The 23,421-nt window shown below is 72.6% G+C and carries 20 protein-coding genes; 12 read left to right on the top strand and 8 right to left on the bottom strand.

The window, feature by feature from the left end:
- Window positions 1–9 precede the first annotated feature (9 nt).
- Window positions 10–804 (bottom strand): class I SAM-dependent methyltransferase, encoded by a 795-nt coding sequence (locus tag AB0I67_RS21445; RefSeq protein WP_357926169.1) that lies wholly within the window; start codon window positions 802–804, stop codon window positions 10–12.
- A 182-nt stretch (window positions 805–986) separates the two neighbouring features.
- On the opposite strand from AB0I67_RS21445, the gene AB0I67_RS21440 reads away from it, so the two are divergent.
- The 3 genes from AB0I67_RS21440 to AB0I67_RS21430 are packed head-to-tail and all read left to right on the top strand — an operon-like array spanning window position 987 to window position 3,930.
- Window positions 987–2,000: a hypothetical protein gene (locus AB0I67_RS21440; protein WP_357926166.1), complete on the top strand. Its 1,014-nt coding sequence runs from the start codon at window positions 987–989 to the stop codon at window positions 1,998–2,000.
- 8 nt (window positions 2,001–2,008) lie between these two features.
- On the top strand, window positions 2,009–3,283 hold the full coding sequence (locus tag AB0I67_RS21435; RefSeq protein ID WP_357926164.1) for a histidine kinase: 1,275 nt from the start codon (window positions 2,009–2,011) through the stop codon (window positions 3,281–3,283).
- The gene (locus AB0I67_RS21430) at window positions 3,280–3,930 is read left to right on the top strand and encodes a response regulator transcription factor (RefSeq protein WP_357926161.1); all 651 of its coding nucleotides are present in this window, start codon (window positions 3,280–3,282) and stop codon (window positions 3,928–3,930) included. The genes AB0I67_RS21435 and AB0I67_RS21430 overlap by 4 nt, the downstream gene beginning before the upstream one ends.
- 63 nt (window positions 3,931–3,993) lie before the next feature.
- Here the strand turns inward: AB0I67_RS21430 and AB0I67_RS21425 are convergent, their stop codons facing one another.
- A complete protein-coding gene (locus tag AB0I67_RS21425; protein ID WP_357926159.1) occupies window positions 3,994–5,157 on the bottom strand; it encodes an alpha/beta hydrolase in 1,164 nt (387 codons plus the stop codon).
- A 113-nt stretch (window positions 5,158–5,270) separates the two neighbouring features.
- Entirely contained in the window at window positions 5,271–7,853 is a 2,583-nt protein-coding gene (locus AB0I67_RS21420; RefSeq protein ID WP_357926157.1) for a LuxR C-terminal-related transcriptional regulator, read from the bottom strand.
- Window positions 7,854–7,959: 106 nt separating this feature from the next.
- Here AB0I67_RS21420 and AB0I67_RS21415 point away from each other — a divergent pair, with 106 nt between their 5' ends.
- The 3 genes from AB0I67_RS21415 (at window position 7,960) to AB0I67_RS21405 (ending at window position 10,930) form a co-directional block, all read left to right on the top strand.
- Complete coding sequence (locus AB0I67_RS21415; protein WP_357926155.1) at window positions 7,960–8,862, top strand: hypothetical protein; 903 nt, start codon at window positions 7,960–7,962, stop codon at window positions 8,860–8,862.
- An 86-nt stretch (window positions 8,863–8,948) separates the two neighbouring features.
- Window positions 8,949–9,923 (top strand): MvdC/MvdD family ATP grasp protein, encoded by a 975-nt coding sequence (locus AB0I67_RS21410; RefSeq protein ID WP_357926153.1) that lies wholly within the window; start codon window positions 8,949–8,951, stop codon window positions 9,921–9,923.
- Between the two features lie 8 nt (window positions 9,924–9,931).
- Entirely contained in the window at window positions 9,932–10,930 is a 999-nt protein-coding gene (locus AB0I67_RS21405) for a TIGR04500 family putative peptide maturation system protein (RefSeq protein ID WP_357926151.1), read from the top strand.
- Window positions 10,931–10,949: 19 nt separating this feature from the next.
- Here AB0I67_RS21405 and AB0I67_RS21400 read toward each other — a convergent pair whose 3' ends face one another.
- Window positions 10,950–11,789 (bottom strand): LysR family transcriptional regulator, encoded by an 840-nt coding sequence (locus tag AB0I67_RS21400; RefSeq protein WP_357926148.1) that lies wholly within the window; start codon window positions 11,787–11,789, stop codon window positions 10,950–10,952.
- 104 nt (window positions 11,790–11,893) lie between these two features.
- Here AB0I67_RS21400 and AB0I67_RS21395 point away from each other — a divergent pair, with 104 nt between their 5' ends.
- The 4 genes from AB0I67_RS21395 (at window position 11,894) to AB0I67_RS21380 (ending at window position 17,294) form a co-directional block, all read left to right on the top strand.
- Window positions 11,894–12,625, top strand: coding sequence for an SDR family oxidoreductase (locus tag AB0I67_RS21395; protein ID WP_357926145.1), 732 nt, complete (start codon window positions 11,894–11,896; stop codon window positions 12,623–12,625).
- Window positions 12,626–12,857: 232 nt separating this feature from the next.
- Window positions 12,858–15,065 carry a tetratricopeptide repeat protein gene (locus AB0I67_RS21390; protein WP_357926142.1) on the top strand — a complete coding sequence of 736 codons (2,208 nt, stop codon included), beginning with the start codon at window positions 12,858–12,860 and terminating at the stop codon, window positions 15,063–15,065.
- Between the two features lie 110 nt (window positions 15,066–15,175).
- Entirely contained in the window at window positions 15,176–15,847 is a 672-nt protein-coding gene (locus tag AB0I67_RS21385; RefSeq protein WP_357926139.1) for an alpha/beta hydrolase, read from the top strand.
- Window positions 15,848–15,995: 148 nt separating this feature from the next.
- Window positions 15,996–17,294, top strand: a complete 1,299-nt coding sequence (locus AB0I67_RS21380) for an MFS transporter (RefSeq protein ID WP_357926137.1) — start codon at window positions 15,996–15,998, stop codon at window positions 17,292–17,294.
- A gap of 430 nt (window positions 17,295–17,724) precedes the next feature.
- On the opposite strand, the gene AB0I67_RS21375 is transcribed toward AB0I67_RS21380, so the two are convergent.
- The gene (locus AB0I67_RS21375; protein ID WP_357926134.1) at window positions 17,725–18,669 is read right to left on the bottom strand and encodes an alpha/beta hydrolase; all 945 of its coding nucleotides are present in this window, start codon (window positions 18,667–18,669) and stop codon (window positions 17,725–17,727) included.
- A gap of 105 nt (window positions 18,670–18,774) precedes the next feature.
- Between AB0I67_RS21375 and AB0I67_RS21370 the strand changes: the two genes are divergently transcribed.
- Window positions 18,775–19,722 (top strand): WYL domain-containing protein, encoded by a 948-nt coding sequence (locus tag AB0I67_RS21370; RefSeq protein ID WP_357926132.1) that lies wholly within the window; start codon window positions 18,775–18,777, stop codon window positions 19,720–19,722.
- Window positions 19,723–19,747: 25 nt separating this feature from the next.
- Here AB0I67_RS21370 and AB0I67_RS21365 read toward each other — a convergent pair whose 3' ends face one another.
- Window positions 19,748–21,559 (bottom strand): hypothetical protein, encoded by a 1,812-nt coding sequence (locus AB0I67_RS21365; RefSeq protein ID WP_357926129.1) that lies wholly within the window; start codon window positions 21,557–21,559, stop codon window positions 19,748–19,750.
- Window positions 21,560–21,599: 40 nt separating this feature from the next.
- On the bottom strand, window positions 21,600–22,274 hold the full coding sequence (locus tag AB0I67_RS21360) for an SDR family oxidoreductase (protein ID WP_357926125.1): 675 nt from the start codon (window positions 22,272–22,274) through the stop codon (window positions 21,600–21,602).
- A gap of 146 nt (window positions 22,275–22,420) precedes the next feature.
- On the opposite strand from AB0I67_RS21360, the gene AB0I67_RS21355 reads away from it, so the two are divergent.
- Window positions 22,421–22,816 carry a helix-turn-helix domain-containing protein gene (locus AB0I67_RS21355; protein WP_357926122.1) on the top strand — a complete coding sequence of 132 codons (396 nt, stop codon included), beginning with the start codon at window positions 22,421–22,423 and terminating at the stop codon, window positions 22,814–22,816.
- Window positions 22,817–22,819: 3 nt separating this feature from the next.
- Here the strand turns inward: AB0I67_RS21355 and AB0I67_RS21350 are convergent, their stop codons facing one another.
- Window positions 22,820–23,401, bottom strand: a complete 582-nt coding sequence (locus AB0I67_RS21350) for a TetR/AcrR family transcriptional regulator (RefSeq protein ID WP_357926119.1) — start codon at window positions 23,399–23,401, stop codon at window positions 22,820–22,822.
- Window positions 23,402–23,421: the final 20 nt, after the last annotated feature.

Here is a 23,421-nt window from a genome sequence, read left to right as displayed (position 1 = left end):
CGGTTGAGGTCAACTCGAACGTGTCCGGCCGATCAGTATCGCCACGCGGACGTGCTCGGTGAACGGCGCGTACGGCTCCAGCGCACCGCGGACCTGCTCGGCGAAGGAGGCCCTGCGGTCCGGAGCGGGAAGCTCGTCGACGGGAAGGGCCGAGTAGACGCTGCCGACGATCCGGCCGAGGTCCAGCTCGTCGGTGTAGTCGAACCCGGTCTCGCGCACCTCGAACCCGGCGGCGGCCAGGCTCGCGCCGTACCGCCTCCGGCTCTCCTCGTCGGTGCCGCAGGTGCGGGTGAGCTTGCGGCCACGCCACTGCTCCAGGAAGTCGCGCAGCGCCCGCGACCAGGCGGTGTCCTGCTGCCAGAGCGGCGTCCCGTTGGCCAGGACGGCCACGCCTCCGCCGGGCCGCACCAGCGGAGCCAGCGCGGGGAACAGGGTGTCGTGGTCCATCCAGTGCAGGGCCTGCCCGATGGTCACCGCGCCCACGGTCCCGCGCCCGAGCAGCCGGCCCAGGGCCGGCAGGTAGGTGTCGGCGCCGATCATCCAGCTCACGTTCGCGACACCCTGCTCGTCGGCGGCACGCCGGGCACGGAGCAGCATGTCGGGTTCGGGGTCCAGGCCGACGACCGCCCGCACCTTCGCGGCGATCGGCAGGGCCAGTTGACCGGTCCCGCAGCCGAGGTCGACGACGGTGTCGTCCCCGGTGAGACCGAAGGACTCCACCAGCGAGCCGATGACGGCCGGCGGGTAGCCGCGCCGGTACTGGTGGTAGAGATCGGCCACCTCACCGCGGAAACCAAGGTCCATGGCGTCACCCTGCCCGCCCGAAGACCCTGCGCGGTAGGGGTTCAGCTGTCGGCGTCGAGCGATCTCCGCATGCCGGCCTTGGGCGTTCATCCTCAGGGACGACGCCGTCGCGACCTGCGGAGGAGCCCGCCGCGCCCCCGAGACGATGCGCGGGGCACCGCCGCAGCGACAGATTGGGCCGGGTGAACACCTCTTCCCCGCGAAGCATCCGGGCGTTCGTGCCGGTCCTGATCATCGTCGTCTGGTCGGTGACGTATCTCGTCCTCGGGCTGCTCTGGGCCTTCGGAGGGCCCGGATATCCGTTCGACGCCGGCCGTACGGGCCCGGGCGGCACCCTGCTCGACCCGGTTCCGGCGGCGGTGGGCGGGAGCACGCTGGCCGGGTCGGCGCTGGTGGCCGGCGTCGTCGCCGCGCTCGCCGCGAGAGGCCCGCTCAACCGGGCCTCCGCCGTCGCGGCCGTCGTGGCCGGGGCCGGCCTGGCGGTGCTCCTGCCCGACGTCCGCATCATGATGACCGCCGGTTACCTGCCGGTCATGCTGGCCGCCGCGCTCGTCGGCCAGGCCGAGTTCTCGATGATCGCCACCATGCTGACGTGGCCGAGCGTCAACCTGCTCATCCTCATGGCGGCCGGTGTCTGCCTGATGGTCCTGGGGGCGCGCACACTGGCCGGAGGGCCGAGGCAGCCCGGCAGCGCCGCGGGTGCGCTACGGGTCGGGCAGTGGGCGACCGTGGTCGCGGTCGCCGTCCCCGTCGTCTACGCCGTCACCCGCTTCGGCTGGCTCCTCGGGCTGCCCGTCGGCATCAGCGACCGGTTCCTGGCCCACATCGCCGAGATCACCCCGATCGGGGCCGGTCTCAGCCTGCTCGGCCTCTTCGGCGCGGCCCTGACCGTCGGCCTGGTCCGGCCGTGGGGGGAGATCTGGCCGCGCTGGATGCCGTTCCTGGGCGGGCGGCCGATCCCACCTCGATTGCCGGCCTGCTCGGCGCTGGCCCTCGCCCTGCCCATCAGCTCCGCCGGGCTGATGTACGTCCGCAAGAAGCTCACCGGCGAGCAGGTCGGCCCGGTGGGGGCGGCCGAGGAGCTGGGCGCCTGGCTGCCGGAGATGTTGTGGCCGCTGTGGGGGGCGGCCCTGGCGGTGGCGGCGCTGGCCTACCTCCATCGCCGCCGGCACCCCGATCAGGCACGCCGACCATAATGGGGCGCGTGCGAGAGTCCCCGTCCCCTTCCGGCGCCGCGATGGACTCCTTCCTCGACCGGCATCGGCTGAGCGCCGATGCCGTGCTCGCCGTCCTGCTCGCCGTGCCGCTCGGCCTGATCTCGGTGAGCCTGCTCCGGGCCTCGGACAGTCCGCTGTCGCTCCGTCTGCTGGCGGGTCTCGGCCTGCTCGTGCTCCATGCGTGCGTCGTTCCGCGCCGGCTGCGCCCGCTGGCGGCGTACGGCCTGGCCGCCGCGGCCATGCTGCTGCTGGTGGCGCTGCCGCCCCTGCACGACCCGGGCGGCGCCTACTATCCGGCGGTGCTGCTGCCGAGCACGCTGGTCTTCGGGCTGCTGCTCTACACGGCGTCCGGCCGGCTCGACCTGCTGCGTGGCCTGCTCTGCCTGGCCGTCGCCCTGGCGGGTGTGGGCCTGCTCCTGGCGCGGCTGTGGGATCCGGCCTCCTGGGGCGGCTCGTCGGGTTCGTACGAACTGGTCTCGTGGCGGCTCGGGCTGTCGGTGGGTCTGATCGCCGTGATGGCGTGCCTGTGGTCGCTGGGCCGCCTCAGCCGGATGCGGGGACTGTTCCTGTCCGAACTCAGAGCGAAGGCCGAGCGGGCCGAGGCCGACCGGGCCCGGGAGCGGATGGAGGCGACGAGGACCGAGCGCGACCGCATCAGCCGCGAGATGCACGACGTGGTGTCCCACTCCCTCGCCGTGATGGTCAGCCAGGCCGAAGGCGGCCGGCTCTCCGACCCGGACGCGCCCGGCGCCGGGGTGTTCGCCACCATCGCCGAGGTCGGGCGCGAGGCCCTGCGCGACATGCGCGGGCTCCTCGGCGTCCTGCACGCCGAGCACGGCACCGCTCCGCAACCAGGCCTCGCGGTCCTGTCCGACCTGCTCGACCAGGTGCGCAACGCGGGCGTGCACGTCGCCGTCCAAGAGGTCGGGGACGCCCGGCCGCTGCGCCCCGCCGCCGACCTGACCGCCTATCGCGTCATCCAGGAGGGACTGACCAACGTGATCAAGCACGCGGGAGCGGCGGCCCAGGCGGCCCAGGCGGACCTGACGCTGGCGTGGCGTCCGGACGGGCTGCACATCACCATCACCGACGACGGCGACCGGCCGCCCGCCGAAGGGGCCGGCGTCGGGCTGACCGGGATGCGCGAACGGCTCAGCATGGTGGGAGGCACCCTGGAGGCCCGTAGCCGTCCCGGTGCCGGCTTCCTGCTGTCGGCCACCGTGCCCTACGAGCCCAGGAGTCTCTCATCATCAGGATCATGATCGTCGACGACCAGGAGCTGTTGCGCAACGGCCTGAGGATGGTCGTCAGCTCCCAGCCGGATGTCGAGGTGGCGGCCGAGGCCGCAGACGGCCTGGCGGCGCTGGAGGCGCTGAAGGCGCTGGAGTCGCGGCGCGTCGACGTGGTGGTGATGGACATCCGGATGCCCTGGATGGACGGGGTCACGGCCACCAGGGAGATCCAGCGGCTGGACGACCCGCCGAAGGTGCTGGTGTTGACCACCTTCGACCTCGACGAGCACGCCCTGGCCGCGCTGCGCGCTGGCGCGAGCGGGTTCATGCTGAAGGACGCGCCGGGAGAGGAGATCGTCGCAGCGATCCGGCACGTGCATCGGGGTGACTCGATCATCGCGCCGGCCACGACCCGGCGGCTCATCGGGCGGCTCGTCGCGAAGACCGACACCGATCCGGAGGCCGTGCTCGAGGTGCTCACCGAGCGGGAGCGCGAGGTCTTCCTGAGCTTGGCCCGGGGCGCGTCCAACGCCGAGATCGGGGCCGGGCTGTTCCTGTCGGAGACCACGGTCAAGACCCACGTGGGGCGCATCCTGGCCAAGCTCGGGCTGCGTGACCGGGTCCAGGCGGTGGTCCTGGCGTACGAATCCGGTGTGGTCACGCCGGGAGAGCGTTAGGCACCGGCACCGCTCACGAGGCCGGCGGCCTCACCCGGCGTTCGGAGCGGTACCCGGGCCCGGTCAGGAGTGGAAATCGACCTCGGGGAAGCGGGCGCTCGGGCCGTCGAGCAGGGGCTGCGGGATCTTTCGCAGGTGCAGGTCGAGGAACCCGGCGACGTAGCCGGTGACGATCCGGACGCACCGGTCCCCGGGGAGGCCGGGCAGGGGCGCCCCCAGTTGACCGAGGAGCACGGCCAGGTCGGAGAAGGACTCGTGGCCCATCCCTCGCACGCTCAGCCAGCGCTTCCAGCCGGTGAGCCGGTCCCAGGTCGGGCCCCAGCCGATGTCACCGCCGGGGACGCTCTGCTCCCCGCCCAGCAGCATGAAGGGCCGGTCGAACGGGACGGTGAGCGCGGGCGACTGGCGTCCGTCCATGTTGATCCCGGCCTTGACCCGGGCGTCGGCGAGCATGGCGGGCAGGGCGCTCGCACCGCCGATCGAGTGCCCGGCCATCGCGATGCGGCGGGGGTCGATGGAGCGGCCGCCGCGCCAGGCGGGACGGGATCCGGTGAGCCGGTCGAGCACGAAGGACACATCGGCGGCCCGCCCGGCGGTCACCTTCTCGAAGAACCTCTCGTGCTGGTCCTCCGGTAAGGCCGCCAGCCGGGCGCAGGCCACGCAGCCGGTGACCCGGCCGTCGGGGAACTCGACGGCGACCGACTCGTAGGTGTGGTCGATCGCGGCCACGACGTAACCCCGGCTGGCGAGATCCTCCGCCAGCCCCGACTGCGAGCTGCGGGGCAGTTCCCAGCCGGGTGACAGCACCACCAGCGCGAGCGCGCCCCTGCCCGGCAGCGGCGGGGCGTCGGCCTTGGCGTGGGTCTCGACGGTGGCCAGCAGGTCCAGCGGCAGACCGGCGCCCGGCGGCAGGCCCGCGTTGAAGTGCCGGACGAGCAGCTCGGATTCCTTCCTGCTCGTGTACGCGGCGGTCCGGCCCCTCGGCAGCCAGGTCGGGTACCACACCGAGACCATCAGCTCCCGGCGCTTCGCCGGGACCCAGGGGTCGGCCCGGCCGGGGTCCTTCAGATGCAGGGTCGTCCGGCCCACCCGGTACGGGCCGGTCGGTTCGGCCAGCGACAAGGGCGCGCTGCCGTCGGTGGAAGCCATGGCCTGGGCGGGAACGACGCTCTGGCCGACCAGGGCCGTCGCCACCATCACGCCCAGCGCGATCGAGATCCGTCTCACTCGGTCCTCCCGGTGCGTTCGTCCGGATCACCGGACGGCCGGGCCCCTGATCGAGCCCGTGCCGACAGGATCGGCGATCTTCGACCCGACGCCATCAGGGAACGCCCTGACGTTCACCCCCCGGCGGCCCGGGCGAAGGGCGGGATGACCCCGAGAGCGGCGAGCTCCGCGTGCCCCTCCGGCTCTCGTGAGGGCTCCAGCAGGAGCGTGCACGCCCGCTCGAACCGGGAGCCGATCCTCTCGAACCCCGCGATCGCCTCAGGTATGCGGCGCCGGGTCCGGGCGAGGCAGGCCCGGGCCCAGTCGTTGGCCGCGGCTTCGGCCGTCGCGGCCGCCTGCTCGACCAGGGCCGCCGCGGTGGGCAGCCCCGCCAGCACCGCGAGCTCGGCGCCCGCCGCCCTGGCGTAGGGGATGGCCGTGGCACTCGCATACCTGGCGAAAGCCCGCTCGACCAGCCGGGGGGCGTCGGTGAAGTCGCCGGAGAAGGCCGCCAGCCGGGCGTCGAAGAACGCCAGCGCCGGCATGTGCACGAGGTTCTCGGCCCCGAACATCTCCACGAGCCTGCCCCGCCAGAGCCGGGCCCGGCTCCTGTCGCCCCGCACGGCCTGGATGAACGAGGCCGCGATGACCGCGCGGCCCAGCCACCCCGAGCTGACCCGCCCCGACCGGCGCTGGCTCTCCCACGCCGCCTCGGCCTGTTCGAGTGCCGCGTCGAACTCCCCGAGGAGCGCCAGCGGCACGACCGGCCAGGCCCGGGACGTGGGTGTCCTGGCCTCGTTCCAGCTCAGCTCGAGCGCCCGGGACAGGTCCCCGACGAGCACCGCGTCGTCGCAGGCGACTCCGAGTGCCTCGACGTGCTCAAGGGCGGCCATCGGATCATCGGGGTCCAGCCGCTCCGCGAGCGCCAGCCGCTCGCGGCTCACCCGGGCCGCGTCGAGGTAGCGGCCCGCGCTCTTGAGCGCGGTGCCCACCGCATCGAGCGCGGCGCAGATCAGGACAGGGTCTTCGGTACGGCGAGCCGCGGCGGCAGCGTGTCCGGCGAGGGCGAGATCGGCCTCACCGGGCTTCGGCCAGGCCGCGGCCAGGGCGAGATGGGCCGCCACCCGCGGGGAGCCGGGGTCGCCCGCGGTCCGGGCCTGATCGAGGAGGCTCACGATGACCTCGGCCGGCGCGGGGGCCTGGAAGGCCGCGGGTGACCGGTGGTAGAGCTCGACCGCCTGCGCGAGCGCGATCGCCCGGGCGCTGCCCTCGACCGCCCGGCCGGCCGAGGCGATCAGCAGCCGTACGGCCTCCTCTCCAGACCCGTGGGCCGCGATGCTGGCCGCCACCCGCAGGTCGTGGGCGGCCTGCGCCGCGTCGGGGGTACGGCCCGCCGCCAGCTCGTAGTGGTCCTGCGCCTGGGCGAGGTAGCCCCGGGCGAAGCCGAGATGGCCGAGCGAGCGGGCGAGCCGATGCGAGTGCGGAGCATGGGCGTGCAGGTCGTCCACGGCGGCGTCGAACTCCTCCCGCCAGTCGCCGCGGAGCCGGCTTTCGAGGTGCTCGGCGAAGGCTTCGGCCCACACCAGGTGGCGATGTCGCGTCTCCGCCTCCTCACCGGACTCCGCCAGCCGGTCGAGGGCGTAGGCGCGGATCGTGTCGAGCAGCCGCCAGCGGTTGGCCTGCCGTACCACCAGGCTCTTGTCCACCAGGCGGCCGAGAACGTCGGCCACCTGGCCGCGTTCGCCGCCCGCGCTGACCGCCGTGGCCGCGGCCAGGTCGAAGCGGCCGTGGAAGACGCCGAGCCGGCGGAACAGCGCCTGCTCCTGCTCGTCGAGCAGGTCGTGGCTCCAGCCGATCACCGCGCTGAGGGAGCGGTGGCGCTCGTCGGGGTCGCGGCGGCCCGACAGCAGCCGTAACCGGTCGTCGAGCCCGGCGAGCAGCCCGTCCACGCCCAGCGACGGCACCCGGGCGGCCGCGAGCTCGAGCGCCAGCGGGAGGCCGTCGAGCCGGGCGCAGACCTCGGGTGCGGAGACGCCTGCCCGGTCGAGGAAGAGCTCCTCGGCTTCCGAGCCGAGCGGGAGCGGGCCGATGGGCACCAGCAGCTCGCCGGCGATGCCGAGGCGTTCCCGGCTGGTGGCGATGATCCTGGTCCGGGGGCAGGCGGCCAGCACCTGCTCGGCCAGGGCCGCCGCCGAGTCGAGCAGGTGCTCGCAGGTGTCGAGGATGAGCAGCGCCCGGTCGGAGGCCAGGCGCTCGACGACCGCGTCGGACAGCGGGCCCGGCTGCGCGCCGCTCACCCCGAGCGCGGCGGCGACGGCCTGGACGACGTACCCCTCCCGGACCGGGACGAGGTCCACGAAGGCTCCCGCTGTCGCCGTCTTCGCGGCGAGATGGACGGCCAGCCGGGTCTTGCCCACTCCCCCGGCGCCGACCAGCGTGACCATCCGGCTGCCGGCGAGTGCCGCCCGGGCCTGCTCCAGCTCCGCCGTCCGGCCGATGAAGCGGGTCCTGGGGATGGGGAGGCCGACCACCTCGCCGGGAGCGTGGAGCCCGGCCAGGGCTCGTCGATCGGGCACGCCCAGTTTGCGCAGGAGCGAGGAGACGTGGCTCTCGACCGTCCGGACGGAGAGGTGCAGGCGGGCGGCGATGGCGGCGTTCGTCATCCCGGAGCTGAGCAGGCTGAGCACTTCGGCTTCCCGGCCGGACAAAGAGGTCACGAAGCCATGATTTCGCAGGAGATTCCGCAGTGGCCATCGATTACCGGTAACGCCTGCCACAGGCAGGGCGGGGTCTTCGAGAGCGTGGACCGAACCGGCCTGGCGAGTGGTCACCCGCAGCGGCAGGACCTACCGCCTGCCGGAGGCGCTGCCCAGCCGCAGCAGGCAGGACAGCCCGCTGGCGATCAGCCGGGACGGCCGCAAGATCGCCTACTACAGCGCGAAGGAAGCCACCTTCCAGGTGCGCGATCTGGCCTCGGGCGCGACGACCACGGCGCCGATGAGGCTGCCCGCGAAGAGGTGGCTGTACAGCATCACGCGGCTGATGGTGTCCGACGACGGGCGCTATCTGGCCTTCAGCAGGGTCCCCGAGCTCAAGGATCCGGCGCTGCTCTTCGACCTGGACGGCAGGGTCGTGCGCGAGCTTCCGCCCCGCTGGGTCCCCATCGGCCTGTCGCCGGATGGCGCCACCATCACCCTCGCGGAGTACTCGCCCAACTCCCGGCTGCGCACGATCTCCGGCCTCTGGCCGCCCACCTCACCGGGCGACTCCACGGCGGTCGTCCTGCCGCAGCACTACGCCTTCAGCCCGCTGGCGCCGGACGGCAGGACGGTCGCGGCCGTCGAGGACCACAGCACCGCCGCGAAGCCCTGCCGGATGGGCGACCTCGTCCTGCTGGACTCGCTCACCGGCAGGAAGCGGAAGACCGTCCCATCCGTGGCCTGCCGGCGGACGGGCCGCCGGCTCGCGGAACCACCGCGACAGGGACGTGCAAGCCGCCTCCAACCAAGATCCAAGACGGCCCCGCGAAAGTCTCGTTCCATCGATCCCAGAAGGGAGGTGCAAGAAATGAGCATTCGTTTGGACAACCTCGACAGCTTCGCCGAGCTGCCCGAGGACGCCCTGGACGACATCGTCGGCGGCCGGGAGATGCAGTGGGAAGCCTGCTTCTGGACCGCCAGCGCCCACAAGGGCCAGACCGTCGACCGGCGCGACCACATCATGTAACGGCCCGGGCCTGAAGCCCTGACGCCGCAAAGGAAGCGGCGTGCCCGCGCGTATCGGGCACGCCGCCTTCGATGATAGGAAATCCGTTGATTCTGATCCTCAGCGCCAAGGGTGACGTTTCGGTGAAGTCGGTCGTCGCCGAACTCGTCGAGCGAGGTGCCGAGTTCCTGTGGTGGGATCCGGGCGACTATCCCGCCGAGAGCGTGATCAGCTCGCGGCTGACCGGCGGGTCCTGGCGGCACACGCTGCGCGTTGACGGCGGCGAGTACGACTGCTCCCGGTTCACCGCGATCTGGAACCGCCATCCGACCCATCCGCACGCGCCCGAGTCGGTCACCGACGGCAACCACCGCAGGTACGTCGAGAAGATCGCCGGCATCCTGCTGCACGGGTGGGAGCACACGCTGGACAGCCGCTGGCTGCCGGCCAGGACCATGGACATCCTGCGCACCCAGAACAAGCTGGTCAACCTCGGCGTCGCGGCCTCGCTGGGCTTCACCACTCCCGAGACGCTCGTCACGAACGACGACGAGGACCTCATCCCGTTCTGGGAGGAGGCCGGAGGGGAGCTGATCGCCAAGGAGGTGGAGTACGTCGAGTTCCGGGTCGACGGCGCGGACCACTCGCACTACACCACGCCGGTCACCCGCCGCCGGCTCACCGACCGGCACCGGCTGGCCCTGTCACCCGCCATCCTGCAGCCGTACGTCAGGAAGGCCGTCGAGCTGCGCGTCACCGTCGTGGGCGAGCGGGTGTTCGCGGCCGAGATCCACTCCCAGGGCTCGCGCGCGACGCGGTACGACTACCGCCACTACGAGCAGACCTTCTCCACCTACGCGATCCACGAGCTGCCCGCCGAGGTCGAGCGCCGCTGCCTGGAGCTGACCGCCGCGCTCGGCCTGCACTTCGGCTGCATCGACCTGATCGTCACTCCCGAGGGCGAGTACGTGTACCTGGAAATCAACCCCGCCGGCCAGTGGGGCTGGATCGAGGCCACCACCGGCCTGCCCATCGCCGCCGCCGTCGCCGACTGGCTCATCGCCGCCGAACCCCGCAGGTGAACCACTCCATGACCAGCACCTTCAACGCCGCCCTGTCCGAAGCCGTGGACCTGCTGCGTGCGCTGCCGCGCCGCCGCGACGACGTGCCCGAGGCCCGCCGGGCCGTCGCCCGCTGGCGGGAGAGCCGGCCCGCCACGCGCGCCCAGCTCGTCGCCGACGTACGGCCCGGCAGCCCCATCGTCGACTACGACCTGGTCCTGGCCCACCCCGACGGGGGCAGCGTGGCGCTGACCGCCCCGGCCGACGACGGCGTCCCGTGGACGGTGGACCACTCCACCCACTGGGCCTCCGGCCGGGTGGTCACCGTGGACGACTTCGCCCTGCTCATCCAAAACGCGCTGCTCACCCTGCGTGCCCGGGCCGAGCGGGACACCACGATCCAGGACGAGCTGATCGACTACTGCATCCTGAGCGACCTGACCGGCAAGGAGCTCCCGCCCACCCAGGAGGAACTCCAGCAGGCCTCCGACGCCTACCGGATCAGGAACGGCCTGCGCAGCCGCGACGACATGATGCGCTGGCTCGACGCCGTCGGCCTGAACGAGACGGCCTACACCAGCCACATCTTCGGCCTGGCCCTCAAGCAGCGGGTCCGCGCCCGCATCGAGCGGGAGACGGCACGCGACTACCTGGAGCGCAACCCGGCCGAGTTCGACCAGGTCTGGGCGCTGTGGGCGGAAGGCCCCGAGGATCGGCTGGCCGAGCTGGCCGGTGCCCCCGATCCCGCCGAGGCCCTTGTCCGCGCTCTCACCGGCCGGGACCGCATCAGCGTCCACACCGCCGAGGGTCCCGCCCTCGATCTGCCCGAGCCCTTGCGTGCCGTACCGGAGAAGGGCGTCGTCGGCCCTGTCCCCCATGGCCGGCACCATCTGCTCGGCGTCGTCCGCGAGCGCCGGCCCGCCGACCCGAGCGACCCTGCCATCCTGGCCGCCGCCGGCCGCGCGGGCTTCGCGGAGCACATGGCCGAACGGCGTGCCAAGGCGGACATCACCTGGCACTGGCTGTGACCGAGCCCGACCGGAGGGGTCAGAGGCTGGTCGCGGTGCGGATCAGGGAGGCGAGCGCCAGGGACCGGCTGTGCGGCGGCCAGGCGATCACGGTCGTCACCGTCGGCGCGTCCGGCACCGGCACCGCGGCCAGATCATGGCGTAGCTGGGCGCGGCACGACTCGGGCAGGATCGCCGAGGCCCGGCCCAGGGCGATGAGCTGGCACAACTGCGCGAGGTCGCGGACCTGCGGGCCGGGCCCGTCGGCGTGGCTGCCGTCCGGCCGGGGCCAGCGCGGCCGCGGCAGTCCGGGCAGGTCGGCGACGTCGGCCATCCGCAGTTCGGCCCGGCTGGTGAGCGGGTGCCCGGCGGGCAGCACGACGACCTGTCCCTCCGCGTGCAGTTCCTCGGTGTCGAAGCCGGTCGTCGAGTCGTACGGCAGATGCAGCAGCGCCGCGTCCGCCCGGCCGTCGCGCAGCAGCCGCCCCTGCTCGGCGATCCCGCACAGGACCACTTCGACGGCGACCGAATCGGGCTCGGCGGCGTAGGCGTCGAGCAGTTTGACCAGCAGTTCGCCGACCGCTCCGGCCTTGGTGACCAGGACCAGGCCCGGCCGGCCGGTCGCGGCCCGCCGGGTGCGGCGCTCGGCGGCCTCGACCGCGTCGAGAGCCGCCCGGCCCTCGCGCAGCAGCACCGCGCCGGCCTCGGTCAGCGCGACCGCGCGGCTGCTGCGGGTCAGCAGCGGAACGCCCAGCCGGCGCTCGATCTGCCGGATGGCCCGCGACAGGGGCGGCTGCGCGATGCCGAGCCGCTGCGCGGCCCGCCCGAAGTGCAGTTCCTCGGCGACCGCGACGAAATACCGCAGCTCCCGCGTTTCCATGCCCCCACCGTACGGCGGAGCGACCCGCATCGATACCGCTGGGGTATCGCCGGCTACCCAGACGGTGTTAGAGCTCCCACCAGGTGCGCCGCCAGGATCGAGACATGAGCGAACAGTCGATCGCGCTGGTCACCGGCGCGAACAAGGGAATCGGTTTCGAGATCGCGGCCGGTCTGGGCGGCCTCGGCTGGCGGGTCGGGGTGGGCGCCCGGGACGCCGGACGCGGGGAGTCGGCCGTGGAGAAGCTGCGCGCGGCGGGCGTGGACGCGTTCGGTGTGCCGCTGGACGTCACCGACGACGCCGGCGTCGCCGCCGCGGCCCGGCTCGTCGAAGAACGCGCCGGACGGCTCGACGCGCTGGTCAACAATGCCGCGGTGACCGGCGGCATGCCGCAGGACCCCACGACGGTCGACCTGTCGGCGGTGCGGGTGGCCGTGGAGACCAACGTGATCGGCGTCATCCGCGTCACCAATGCGATGTTGCCGTTGCTGCGCCGCTCCGCCTCGCCGCGGATCGTTAACATGTCCAGCGGCGTCGGCTCCCTCACCCGGCAGAGCGCGTCCACCGACCTGGCCGTGGTCGGGCCGCTGTCGGCGGCGTACTCGCCGTCCAAGACGTTCCTCAACGCCGTCACCCTGCAGTACGCCAGGGAGTTGCGGGACACCGCCATCCTGATCAACGCCGCCTGCCCCGGCTTCGTCGCGACCGACCTCAACGGCTTCCGCGGCGTGCGCACGCCCGAGCAGGGCGCGGCGATCGCCATCCGGCTCGCCACCCTCCCGGACGGCGGCCCGACCGGCGCGTTCTTCGAGGACGCCGGGGTGGTGCCCTGGTGAACGGCAGGCGGGTGCCGCGCGGTGGCCTGGCGGTGGCCTGGCGGTGGCGCTGAAGGTCGGAGCCCGGGACAGAGCGGGCAACGCCCGCAAGCAGACCGCCATCCGAGCCGTCAACCTGCGCACGCGATCCCCGGGAGGTGACCGGCGGCGGGGCCCCGCGTAGGCTCTGGGTGATCTCCACCGGATCGCGCAGAGGGAGCCCGCCATCGCCACCCCGATCAGCTTCGCGCAGGTGCTGCGGCAGCACCGGCGCGCCGCGCGGCTGACGCTGGAGCAGCTCGCCGAGGCCTCGGGTGTCAGCGCCCGGACGCTGTCGGACATGGAACGCGGCCGCAGCAAGGGCCCCCAGCACCGGACCGTCGTCGCGCTGGCCGACGCGCTCGGCCTGGCCGGCGCCGAGCGCGAGCAGCTCGTCGAGCTGGCGCGCGAGGGCCGCCTGCGCGACCACTGGAACCGGCCGACCGGATTGTGCGAGCTGCCCCGGACCGTCGACGACTTCACCGGCCGGGCCGCGGAGCTGGCCTGGACCGGCGAGGTGATGCGCGCCGAAGGCGCGGGCGTGGGGCTCGTCACCGGCTCGGCGGGGCTGGGCAAGTCCACGCTGACCATCCGCGCCGCGCACGAGCTGCGGCCGGACTTCCCCGGCGGGGTGTTCTTCCTCGACCTGTTCGGCATGTCGCCCGACCCCCTGCCCGTCGACGAGGCGCTGGGCCTGCTGCTGCGCGCGCTCGGCGTGGCGGACCAGCAGGTGCCCACCGACCTCGCCGGGCGCGCGTCGTTGTACCGTTCCCTGCTGCGCGATCGGCGCGTGCTGGTCGTGCTCGACAACGCCGCCTCCGAGGAGCAGGTACGGCCGCTGCTGCCGGGCGGCGAGGGCAGGGCGCTGGTGACCAGTCGCCGGCTGCTGGCCGGCCTGGAAGGGGTGCGCCGGCTCAACCTCGGGCCGCTCGCGCAACTGGAGGCCACGCAACTGCTGGCCGGCATCCTGAAGGACCGGGGCGCCCCGGACGAGGAGCCGGCCCTGTGGCAGCTCGCGGAGCTGTGCGGCGGCCTGCCGCTCGCGCTGCGGATCGCCGGGAACCGGCTGGCCAGCCGGCCCGGCTGGAACGCCGCCGACTTCGCCGCCCGGCTGACCGACGAGGAGCGCCGCCTGGACCAGCTCAGCGCCGGCGACCTGAAGATCGCCACCGCGTTCGGGCTCTCCTACGACCAGCTCGCGGACTCGACGCGGCGGATCTTCCGCCGCCTGGCCCTGGTGCCGGGCCGGGACTTCGACGCCGCGCTCTCCTCCGTCGCGGGCGGCACGTCGATCGCCGGCGCGTGGGACGCCCTCGACGAACTCGTGGACCTCGGACTCCTGCAGGACGGCGCCTCCGGCCGCTACCGCTTCCACGACCTGGTCCTGCTGTTCGCCCGTGACCGGGTCCGGGCGGAGGAGTCGGCGGCCGAGCGCGAGGCGGTCAGCGCCACGGTGACGTCCTGGCTGCTGCGGATGGCCACCACCGCCGGGTGGTGGTTCGGACCCCGGAACGACCCTCGCGACACCGAGCTCGCCGGCCTGTCCAGCATCGAGGAGGCCGACCGCTGGCTGCGGGTGAACGTCGACAACTGGCTGGGCGCCTTACGCCAGATGGCGAACCGGGGCGAGCACGCCGCCGTCCTCGGCTTCGCCACGTCGATGATCCACTTCTCCAACCGCTGGATGCACGCGGTGCACTGGCCCGACGTCTACACCCTCGGGGCGGAGGCGGCCGCCGCCCTGGGCGATCCGTCGCAGCAGGCCGCGCAGCTCAACGCGCTGGCCGGGGTCCAGGTGCTGTCCGGCGGGGACATGGAGGCCGCGCTGCGCTACACGGCGCAGGCGATGGACCTGGCCGTCCGTGGCGGCAGCAGCGAGGAGGTCGCCTCGGCCCACCACTACGCGGCGGGCGCGCTGCGCAGGCTCGGCCGGCTCGAGGAGGCCGTCGAGGCGCAGAGCCGGGCGGCGGAGATCTTCAAGGCCGACGGCGACATCGACGCCTACGCCCACTGCCTTGGCTCGCTCGGCAGTTGCCGTCGTGACATGGGCCGGTACGCCGAGGCCCTGCAGTACTACCTCGACCTCCAGAACCTGGTGGACGACGACGCGTCGGGGCTGTCGCCGAACAACGCGACGTTCATCCGGCCGATCGCCCTGGCCAGGATCGGTGAGTGTCTGGCGCTCCTCGGCCGTCGGGCCGAGGCGATCGGCAGGCTCACCGAGGCCATCGAACTCATGGACCAGGCGCAGGCGCCCGCCCTGAAAGCCGGCGCCCTGGAGACGCTGGCGACCGTACTGGCGGAGGACGGCCGGGGCGAGGAGAGCCGGCAGGCCTACGCGCGGGCGGCCGAGGTGTACGAGGCCGTCGGCGACACCGAGGCGAGCGGCCGTTGCCGCGACCTGGCCGGCTCCGTGCGCTGACGGTTCCGCCCACTTCTGCGTGCTGTTCTGCGTGTTCTCCCGGCGTGCGCGCGCCTTGGATGGAGGCAACGGGACAGGCACCGGGCCTGGCCCTCCATCCAGGAGTGATCATGCCCCCAGTCAGGGACATCGTGCTCGTGCACGGTGGGTTCGTGGACGGTTCCGGCTGGCGGGGCGTCTACGACGAGCTGACCTGGGACGGGCTCCGCGTCCACATCGTGCAGAACCCGACGCGGTCGCTGGCGGACGACATCAGGACGACCCGCCGGGTCCTGGACCGCCTCGACGGCCCGGCCGTCCTGGTCGGCCATTCGTACGGCGGAGCCGTCATCAGCGAGGCCGGCCACCATCCCAACGTCACATCCCTCGTCTACGTCACCGGCTTCGCGCCCGACCGGGGCGAATCGGTTCACGCCCTCATCCCCGGCGCGCCCGCGCCGCCCATCCTCCCTCCCGTCGAAGGCTTCCTCCTGCTCGACCGCGAGCAGTTCCCCGGCTGGTTCGCCGCCGACCTGCCCGACCAGGTGGCCGCCTTCATGGCCGACTCGCAGGTGCCGTGGGGCGTGGACGCGCTGCGCGGGCCGGTCGCCGAACCGGCGTGGCGGCACCGGCCGAGCTGGTACCTGCTGGCGACCGAGGATCGGATGATCCCGCCGCCCGCCCAGCGCAGGATGGCCGAACGCGCCGGCTCCACCGTCGTCGAGGTCATCGGCAGCCATGCCGTCCACATCTCCCAGCCGGCGGCGGTCGCCGACCTCATCCGGCAGGTCGCCGCCGGCTGACCACGCCCGCCCCCTCCGGACCTCTTCGCCCCGCTTGCCGTACCGCAGGCGCTCACGCACGGACGCGACCTCCTGGACTCGCCGTCCGCTGATCCCGCACGCCCGACGCCGGTCCCCAGGCGCCCGGCCCCGTCAGAAGGAGGAAGCCATGACCACCAGACCCGTGACCAAAGCCGCCGTCATCGGCACCGTGATCGAGTTCTACGACCTCGCCCTTTTCGGGCTGGCCGCGGCGATCGTCTTCAACGACCAGTTCTTCCCCGCCGACGCGCCCCTGGCGGGCACCCTCGGCTCCTTCACCGCGTTCGCGGTCGGGTTCCTGGCCCGGCCCATCGGCGGGGTCGTGTTCGGGCACGTCGGCGACCGCATCGGGCGCAAGCCCGCCCTGGTGATCACGCTGCTGCTGATGGGACTGGCCACGACCGGCATCGGGCTCCTGCCCACCTACGACCAGGTGGGCATGGCGGCGCCGATCCTGCTGACGCTGCTCCGGCTGGCCCAGGGCTTCGGCGCCGGAGCCGAGTACGCCGGCGCCGTGGTCATGGTGGCCGAGGCCAGCGAACCGCGCCGGCGGGGCCTGTGGGCCTCGCTTCCGGCCGCGGGCGTCCAGATGGGCATCCTGATCGCCACGCTGGTCTTCACCGCGGTCGCGCCGCTGCCGTCGTTCGAGTCCTGGGCCTGGCGGGTGCCGTTCCTGCTCAGCCTGGTGGGCGTGGGCGTCGGGCTCTTCCTCAGGACCCGGGTCCAGGAGTCGGAGCTCTTCCAGCGCGAGCGGGCACGGGGGCTGAGCCGGTTCCCGGCGCTGGAGGTCGTCAGAAGGCAGCCGCGCGGCCTGCTGATCGCCGTCGCGGTCAACGCCCCCTACGGCGCGATCGGCTACATCCTGAACGTCTTCGTCCTGTCGTACGTCACCAGGACGCTCGGCCTGCCCGCGACGGTGGGCCTGACCGCCAACGTCGTCTCCTCCGCGGTGGCGATCGCGCTCACGCCGCTGTTCGGGGTGCTCGCCGACCGGGTGGGCCGCCGGCCCGTCTTCCTCGGCGCCGCGCTCGCCCTGGCCCTGTTCGCCTTCCCGATGTTCTGGCTGCTCGACACCGCCCGGCCCGAGCTGGTGATCCTCGCCGTCACGCTGGGGTACGGCGTCTGCGTCACCGGCATGTTCGCGGTCCTGGCCTCGATGCTGACCGAGTGGTTCGGCACCCGCTACCGCTACAGCGGCATCGCGATCGCCCGCGAGTGGACGGCCGCGCTGACCAGCGGGCCCGCGCCGCTCGTGGCGGCCGCCCTGGTGGCGGCCGCGGGCGGCGCTTCGTGGCCGATCGCCGTCCTGCTGGTGATCTGCGCCGCCATCGCCTTCACCGCGGTACTGCTGGCACCCGAGACCCGCGCCACGCCCCTGGACGGCCGCGTAAGTCAGGAGCCGGTCGGCTCAGGTGCAGTCATCTAACCGATTACCGCCTGCCGCCGGGGACCTAACGTCTTGCCCATCGACCTCGATCAGCAGGAGCCGGGCCGCGCCCACCCTCGGGGGCGTGGACGCGGCCCGGCTCACCCCCTGCTGATCACCACCATCCCGGGAAAGGATCCCCGCCCATGACCACCACCCACCCCGGCACACTGGCGACCGCCGCCTTGCAGGATGTGCTCGTCGACGTCGCCGAGCTGGCCGGACACCTGCAGCGAGACGCTGAGCGAACGCAACACCCTGGAGTCGCTCCCCTTCGGCCGGCTCACCACGACCCAGGCGCTGGCCGCCATGGACGCCGGCCTGGACCGCGTCGCCGCCGCGGCCACCTCCTGGCTGGACAATCGGGCCGTCGGCCGCGACCCGGTGACCGCCGACCTCCTCACCGCCAGGGCCGGCCTGTCATCGCGGCTCAGGTGGCGTCGTGCTGTTCCAGCCACTTCAGGATCGCCTGGTTCGTCTCCTCCGGCTTCTCCTGCTGGATCCAGTGGCCGCAATCCAGGCTGACCACCTCCACGTTCGGCACGTACTGCGCCAGGTTCTCCCCCCGTGCGACCAGGTCCCTGTCGCCGTAGAGCATGAGCGCGGGCTGGCGGATGACCGGGTCCACGTCCGCCAGAAGGCGCCAGTTGCGGTCAAGGTTGCGGTACCAGTTGATGCTCGCCGTGAACCCGGTCGACTCGAAGGCCGAGACGAAGACGGCCAGCTCGCTGTCGCTCATGAGCGGCTCCCCGGGCGCTGTTTCCGTCCTGGCGAGGTTGATCATCGCCATTCCCGGCTGCGGCTCGCTCACGGGCACGTTCTTCCGGAAGAGGTTGCCCAGAAACCGGGCGGTTTGTTGGTCGAGCACGGCGTCCGCGACGCCCGGCTGTCGGTTGAAGTGCACGAAGTAGAAGTCGCCGCCGAGCACGGCCTCCATGGCTTCGATCCACGGCCGCTCCCCGCGCTCGGGATAAGGGAGGCTGAGCGCGATGACCTTGTTCACCCTGGCCGGATGCAGGAGGGTCAGCCCCCACACCACGAACGACCCCCAGTCATGACCGACGAAGGTGGCGTCGCCGTACCCGTAGTGATCGAGAAGCGCGACGAGATCGCCCGCCAGATGGCCGATGTCGTAGTCGGTGACATCGCCGGGGCGCGAGGAATGGCCGTAGCCGCGCTGGTTGGGCACGATGACGTGGTAGCCGGCCGCGGCGAGGGCCGACATCTGGTGACGCCAGGAAAAGGCGTGTTCCGGCCAGCCGTGACACAGCACGATGGGCTTTCCCGCACCTCGCTCTCCGGCCTCGAAGACCTCGAGTTCCACGCCGTTGACGGCGATCCGGGTGGGCTGGGGGAAATCGGTGGAGTTGAGCACTGGCCCGTCCTCATGTCGGTGCGCTCCGTTGTTGGAGTCGCGCCGCCATCCTGACGACCGGAACAGGTCATCTCCTGAGCGGTTTGGTGTGGCAGTGTCGTCGGCATGCGAGCAGACCGGCTGGTGGCCATCCTTCTCCTGCTGCAACAGCGCGAGCTGGTGACGGCGGCGCAGGTCGCCCGCGAGCTGGAGATCTCCGAGAGCACCGCCCGCCGCGACCTGGACGCGCTGGCCATGGCCGGGGTCCCGGTGTACTCGGCGCAGGGCCGAGGGGGTGGCTGGCGGCTGGTGGGCGGCGCCCGCACCGACCTGACCGGGCTGACCGCCCCGGAGGCCAGGGCGCTGTTCCTGATGGCCGGCCCGGCCTCGTCGGCGAATCCGGCCGCGCGGGCCGCTCTGCGCAAGCTCGTCCAGGCCCTGCCCGAACCCTTCCGAGCGCCGGCGCAGGCCGCGGCGTCGTCGAGGCTGGTGGATCCGCATCGCTGGGGGGTGAGCCAGGTCGAGTATCCGACCCCGCCCTTCCTCGACGCCCTCCAGGACGCGGTGATCCGGGGTGTCCGGACGCGGCTCGGGTACGTCGACGGCGACGGCTGCGCAACCGAGCGGATCGTCCACCCGCTCGGCGTGGTCGCCAAAGGACCGACGTGGTACGTCGTCACCCACACCGACGCCGGTCTGCGCACGTTCCGGATCGACCGCGTGTCCTCCGTCGAGCCGACCGGCGACCCCGTGCACCGGCCCGAAGGGTTCGACCTCGCCGAGAGCTGGCGGGAGATCGCCGACGATCTCGACCGCAGGCGAACACCCCTCGAAGCCCACGCCGTGTGCGTTCCCGACGCGGTCGGCAAGCTCCGGATGGGCTTCGGGGACCGGCTGGAGGTCGGCGGCTCCACGGCCGGCGGCCGCATCGAGGTCGTCATCCGCGGCTACGACGAGTACTCGCTCGCGGGCGAGCTCGCCGGGCTGGTCGAATGGCTCGAGGTGACCGGCCCGCCCGGCGTGCGGGACCACCTCGCGTCGATCGGCCGGACCCTCGTCGAGCGATACCGCTGACACAGCCGCCGGCGCTGCCCCTGGGTCATGGGCGACGCTTGAGCGCCTTCAGGACGACCCGCTTCTGCGCCTTCCCCGGGAACACCACGACCAGGTGATGCTCCTCGCCCGCCGCGTCGATCCGGTGGTAGACCCGGAGCCGGTACCGCCCCTTTCCCGCGACCGCCAGGTTCGGGATCCGCACTCCGGCGCCCACCTCGGCGCCGTCGACGATGTCGTCGATGCCGAGCCGCCCGGTACGGCTCAGGATCGGCACCTCGACGACCTGGTCCCACCCACCTGTCCGGGGCGGCGGGGCCGTACGCAGCCCTTTGACCGTCAGGCAGAGGTCGGAGACATCCCCGAGATGGCCGACCAGCACCGTCCCACCGGCCACGCCGACGAGATCGTTGTCGTAGAGCGCGTCGATCGCTTGCTCGATCTCCACCTCGCGGGTCTGCTCATCGCCGTCGTAGACCGCGTAGCCGTGGTCCCCGTCGGCGAACAGGAAGTACTTGGACGACGCCTGCACGACTCCCTTCGTCCGAGGCCACGGGTCGCGGCACTTGGCGTTCTCCTTGCGGATGTAGTCCTCGTAGCTCGCCTGCGTCTCTCGGGACGACCGCAGCAGCTCAGGGCGTCGCGCCCCGATGACCTCCGGGCAGGCGTAGACCAGATCTCGATCGTCCGCACCCCAGGAGGCGCGCTCGCTCCCGGCCCGCTCCAGGATCGCCTGCTGCTCCTCGCGATCACGCACGTGGCACAGCGCCCGCCCGTACGCGAGCACCTCCTGATCCGACAGGTCGAACGGGAACATCGGCGGCACCCCGCCCATGGTGTCCCTCGCCTTGCACAGGAACACGTGCTCGCGTTCTTCCGGCGGGACGTCGCCGAAGTTCGCGTAATACCCGCAGTCGTCACCGGACCCGAGGTAGGTGTGCCGTGACACCCGCTCCGGCTGGATCGACCCGACGACGGGGAGGACGATCACCGCCGCCAGGCCCACGCGGGCGAGCCGCCCCCACCTCGGCGCGACACCGGCCTCGCCGCGCTCGGCCGGCATCTCCCGCGCGATCGCCGCCGTCCACCCCGTGCCGACCAGCCAGGTCGTATGGAGGATGAGGTGCATCGCCAGGGAACGCTCGGGGAAGGCCGCGTAGATGGAAGGTTCGAGCAGCCACGAGAGCGGCACAACCAACAGCTGCATACCCGCGAACGCCCACCCGGCGATGAGCGTCCCCCGGCTCCACCGGCCATCCCGCCGCAGTCCGACGAGGACCACGACCGTGCCGACCGCCCCGGAGAACGTCGCGACCGGCTCCATGACCTGCCAAGGGCCCACCTCGGGCAGGTCAAGCTCGTCCAGCAGGTCGTTCACCTGCACGAGCGTCTCCACCGCGAACACCGCCCCGGCCGCCACCCGCAGCCCTCGCGACCGCCACCGGATGACCAGGAGGTAGAGGCCGTAGATCCCGCTCCAGAGCACGAGGTGCAACGCCGCCCGCGCCCAGTCGGGAAGCAACGCGAGCGGCAGCCACAACACCAGCGACACCGCCACCGCGAGATACAGCAACCCGCGCAGCCACGCCTCACGCCGGTCGAGCACCCCTCGCCGCGGGGCCCGCAGAACCAGCCACACCATCCCGGCCTTCATCAGGCCTGCCACGACCAGCAGACCCGTCAACAGCCCGCTGAAGCCCGGCTCCCCGGTCGTCGCGGAAGGCCAACGGATCGGCGGCGACCACAGGACGGCCACCCAGAGCCAGGCATCACCCAGCACCAGCCCGGCAGCCACCGCGACCAGAAGCAGACCTGCCGCGCCAACCCTGACGAACCGCCATAACCTCTCGGAGAGCATGAGAGGCGATCTTATTGCGACGCCGCCCCGCCCCGAGCCGTCAGCGGGTGAAGACGCGTTCGGCTTGGTCGCGCCGGGTGTGCAGGTCCCAGTAGAGCGGAGCGATCTCCTCGGCCTCCGCGGTCGGGGCTCCGGGAGGGCCACCGCCGCCGATCCACACGTCGATGGCGACATGCGCGACCTGGATGCCGGTGCCGTCCAGCTCCTTGCGCAGGTTGAGCACCCAGTTGCGCAGAGCTCCCTGGGCGGCGTTGGCGTTGGCGAGCATCGGGTGCGGGTCGACCGAGCCGCCGCCGTTGGTGAACAGCAGGGTGCCCGCGCCCGCTTCACGCATCGCGGGGAGGACGGCCTGGGTGGCGGCGATGGCGCTGTAGAGCAGCAGGTCGATCAGCCACTGCACGTCGGACGGGTTGGTGTGGGACGGGAAGGTGAGGGCCACGGTGTCGATGCTCGGGGCCGGGGAGTGCTCCAGGACGTCGATGCCGCCGAACAGGGTGGCGGCGTCCTTGAGGGCCTGGGTCAGGGCGTCGTGGTCGAGCACGTCCGCCGGGAACGCGGCGGCGGTGATGCCCTCCGCGGCGAGCCGCCCGACGAGGTCGTCGAGCTTGGCCCGGTTGCGGGCGATGAGAGCGACGTTGTAGCCCTGGGAGCCGAAGGTGCGGGCGATGGCGAGGCCCATGCCGGGGCCGGCGCCGACGATGGCGAGTGTAGGCATGATCAGTGTCCCTTGAACGTGGAAAGCGAGTTTCGGAGGGTACGGCGTCGCCAATTCCTACTATTTGTGCGCAACGTCAAGATAGGACAGCATGGAGAGGCGTACAAAAGGCACATCACTGTGCGTCACGGAGAGGAATGTGCGTCATGGAGCACGCAGGGGACGCCGCTGCAAGCCGGGGGCCCTGCGCGGCGATCCCGGCCGACCAGATGGACTTCATCCGCCAGATCCTCGACCGGATCGGCGACAAGTGGAGCATGCTGATCATCTCGCTCCTGGAGGACGGCGCCCTGCGCTACACCGAGCTGCAGCGCGACGTCCCCGGCATCTCCCAGCGCATGCTCAGCCACACCCTGCGCCAGCTCCAGCAGGACGGATTGATCACCCGCACGGCCTACGCGGAGGTCCCGCCGCGCGTGGAGTACGCCCTCACGCCCCTCAGCCGCGGGCTGCTCGACATCGTCAAGCAGCTGATCGGCTGGGCCGCCGACCACCGCGACGAGATCCGCGCCCACCGCGACCGCGCCGCCGCCGGCTCCTGAGCACTATCCGGCGGTGAGAGCGGGCCAGGCGAGCATCGCCGCGTCGGCCACGCCTTCGAGCGCCTTGCGCCCGGCGCCGTCACGAGCCTGCTGGTTCATCCCCTGGATGACGGCGGCATAGAAGGTCGCGACCGCTTCGGGGTCGACGCCCTGGGCGAGCAGCCCGGCCTCGATGTCCTCGCGCACGCGAGCGGCGAGGGAGGCTTTGGTGGCCTCCCGCATGGCGCGCATCGCGGCCAGGACCTCCTCCGAGCCGGGCGCGCAGTTGGTCGCCGCGCTGATGATCAGGCAGCCCGGCGGGTGGGCCGGATCGGCGTAGTCGGCGGCCAGATCGCGCAGCAACCGGCCGATGGCGGTACCGGCGTCGGCGGCGGGCCGCAGGCCGGTCGCGTGGGTGCGCAGGTAGAGCTCGACCGCCTCGTCGAAGAGCCTGCGCTTGTCGCCGAAGGCCGCGTACAGGCTGGGCGGGTTGATGCCCATCGCCTTGGTGAGCGAGGCGATCGAGGTCGTCTCGTAGCCGTGCGTCCAGAACTCCCGGAGGGCGATGGCCAGGGCGTGGTCACGGTCGAAGGCTCGGCGGGTCACCGTCCCACCCTATCCCGTTT

The sequence above is a fragment of the Nonomuraea sp. NPDC050310 genome, assembly GCF_040655795.1.
In the GTDB taxonomy this organism is placed as follows: domain Bacteria; phylum Actinomycetota; class Actinomycetes; order Streptosporangiales; family Streptosporangiaceae; genus Nonomuraea.
Note: the sequence above shows the minus strand (reverse complement) of the source record. Positions and strands in the feature narration are given on the sequence as shown.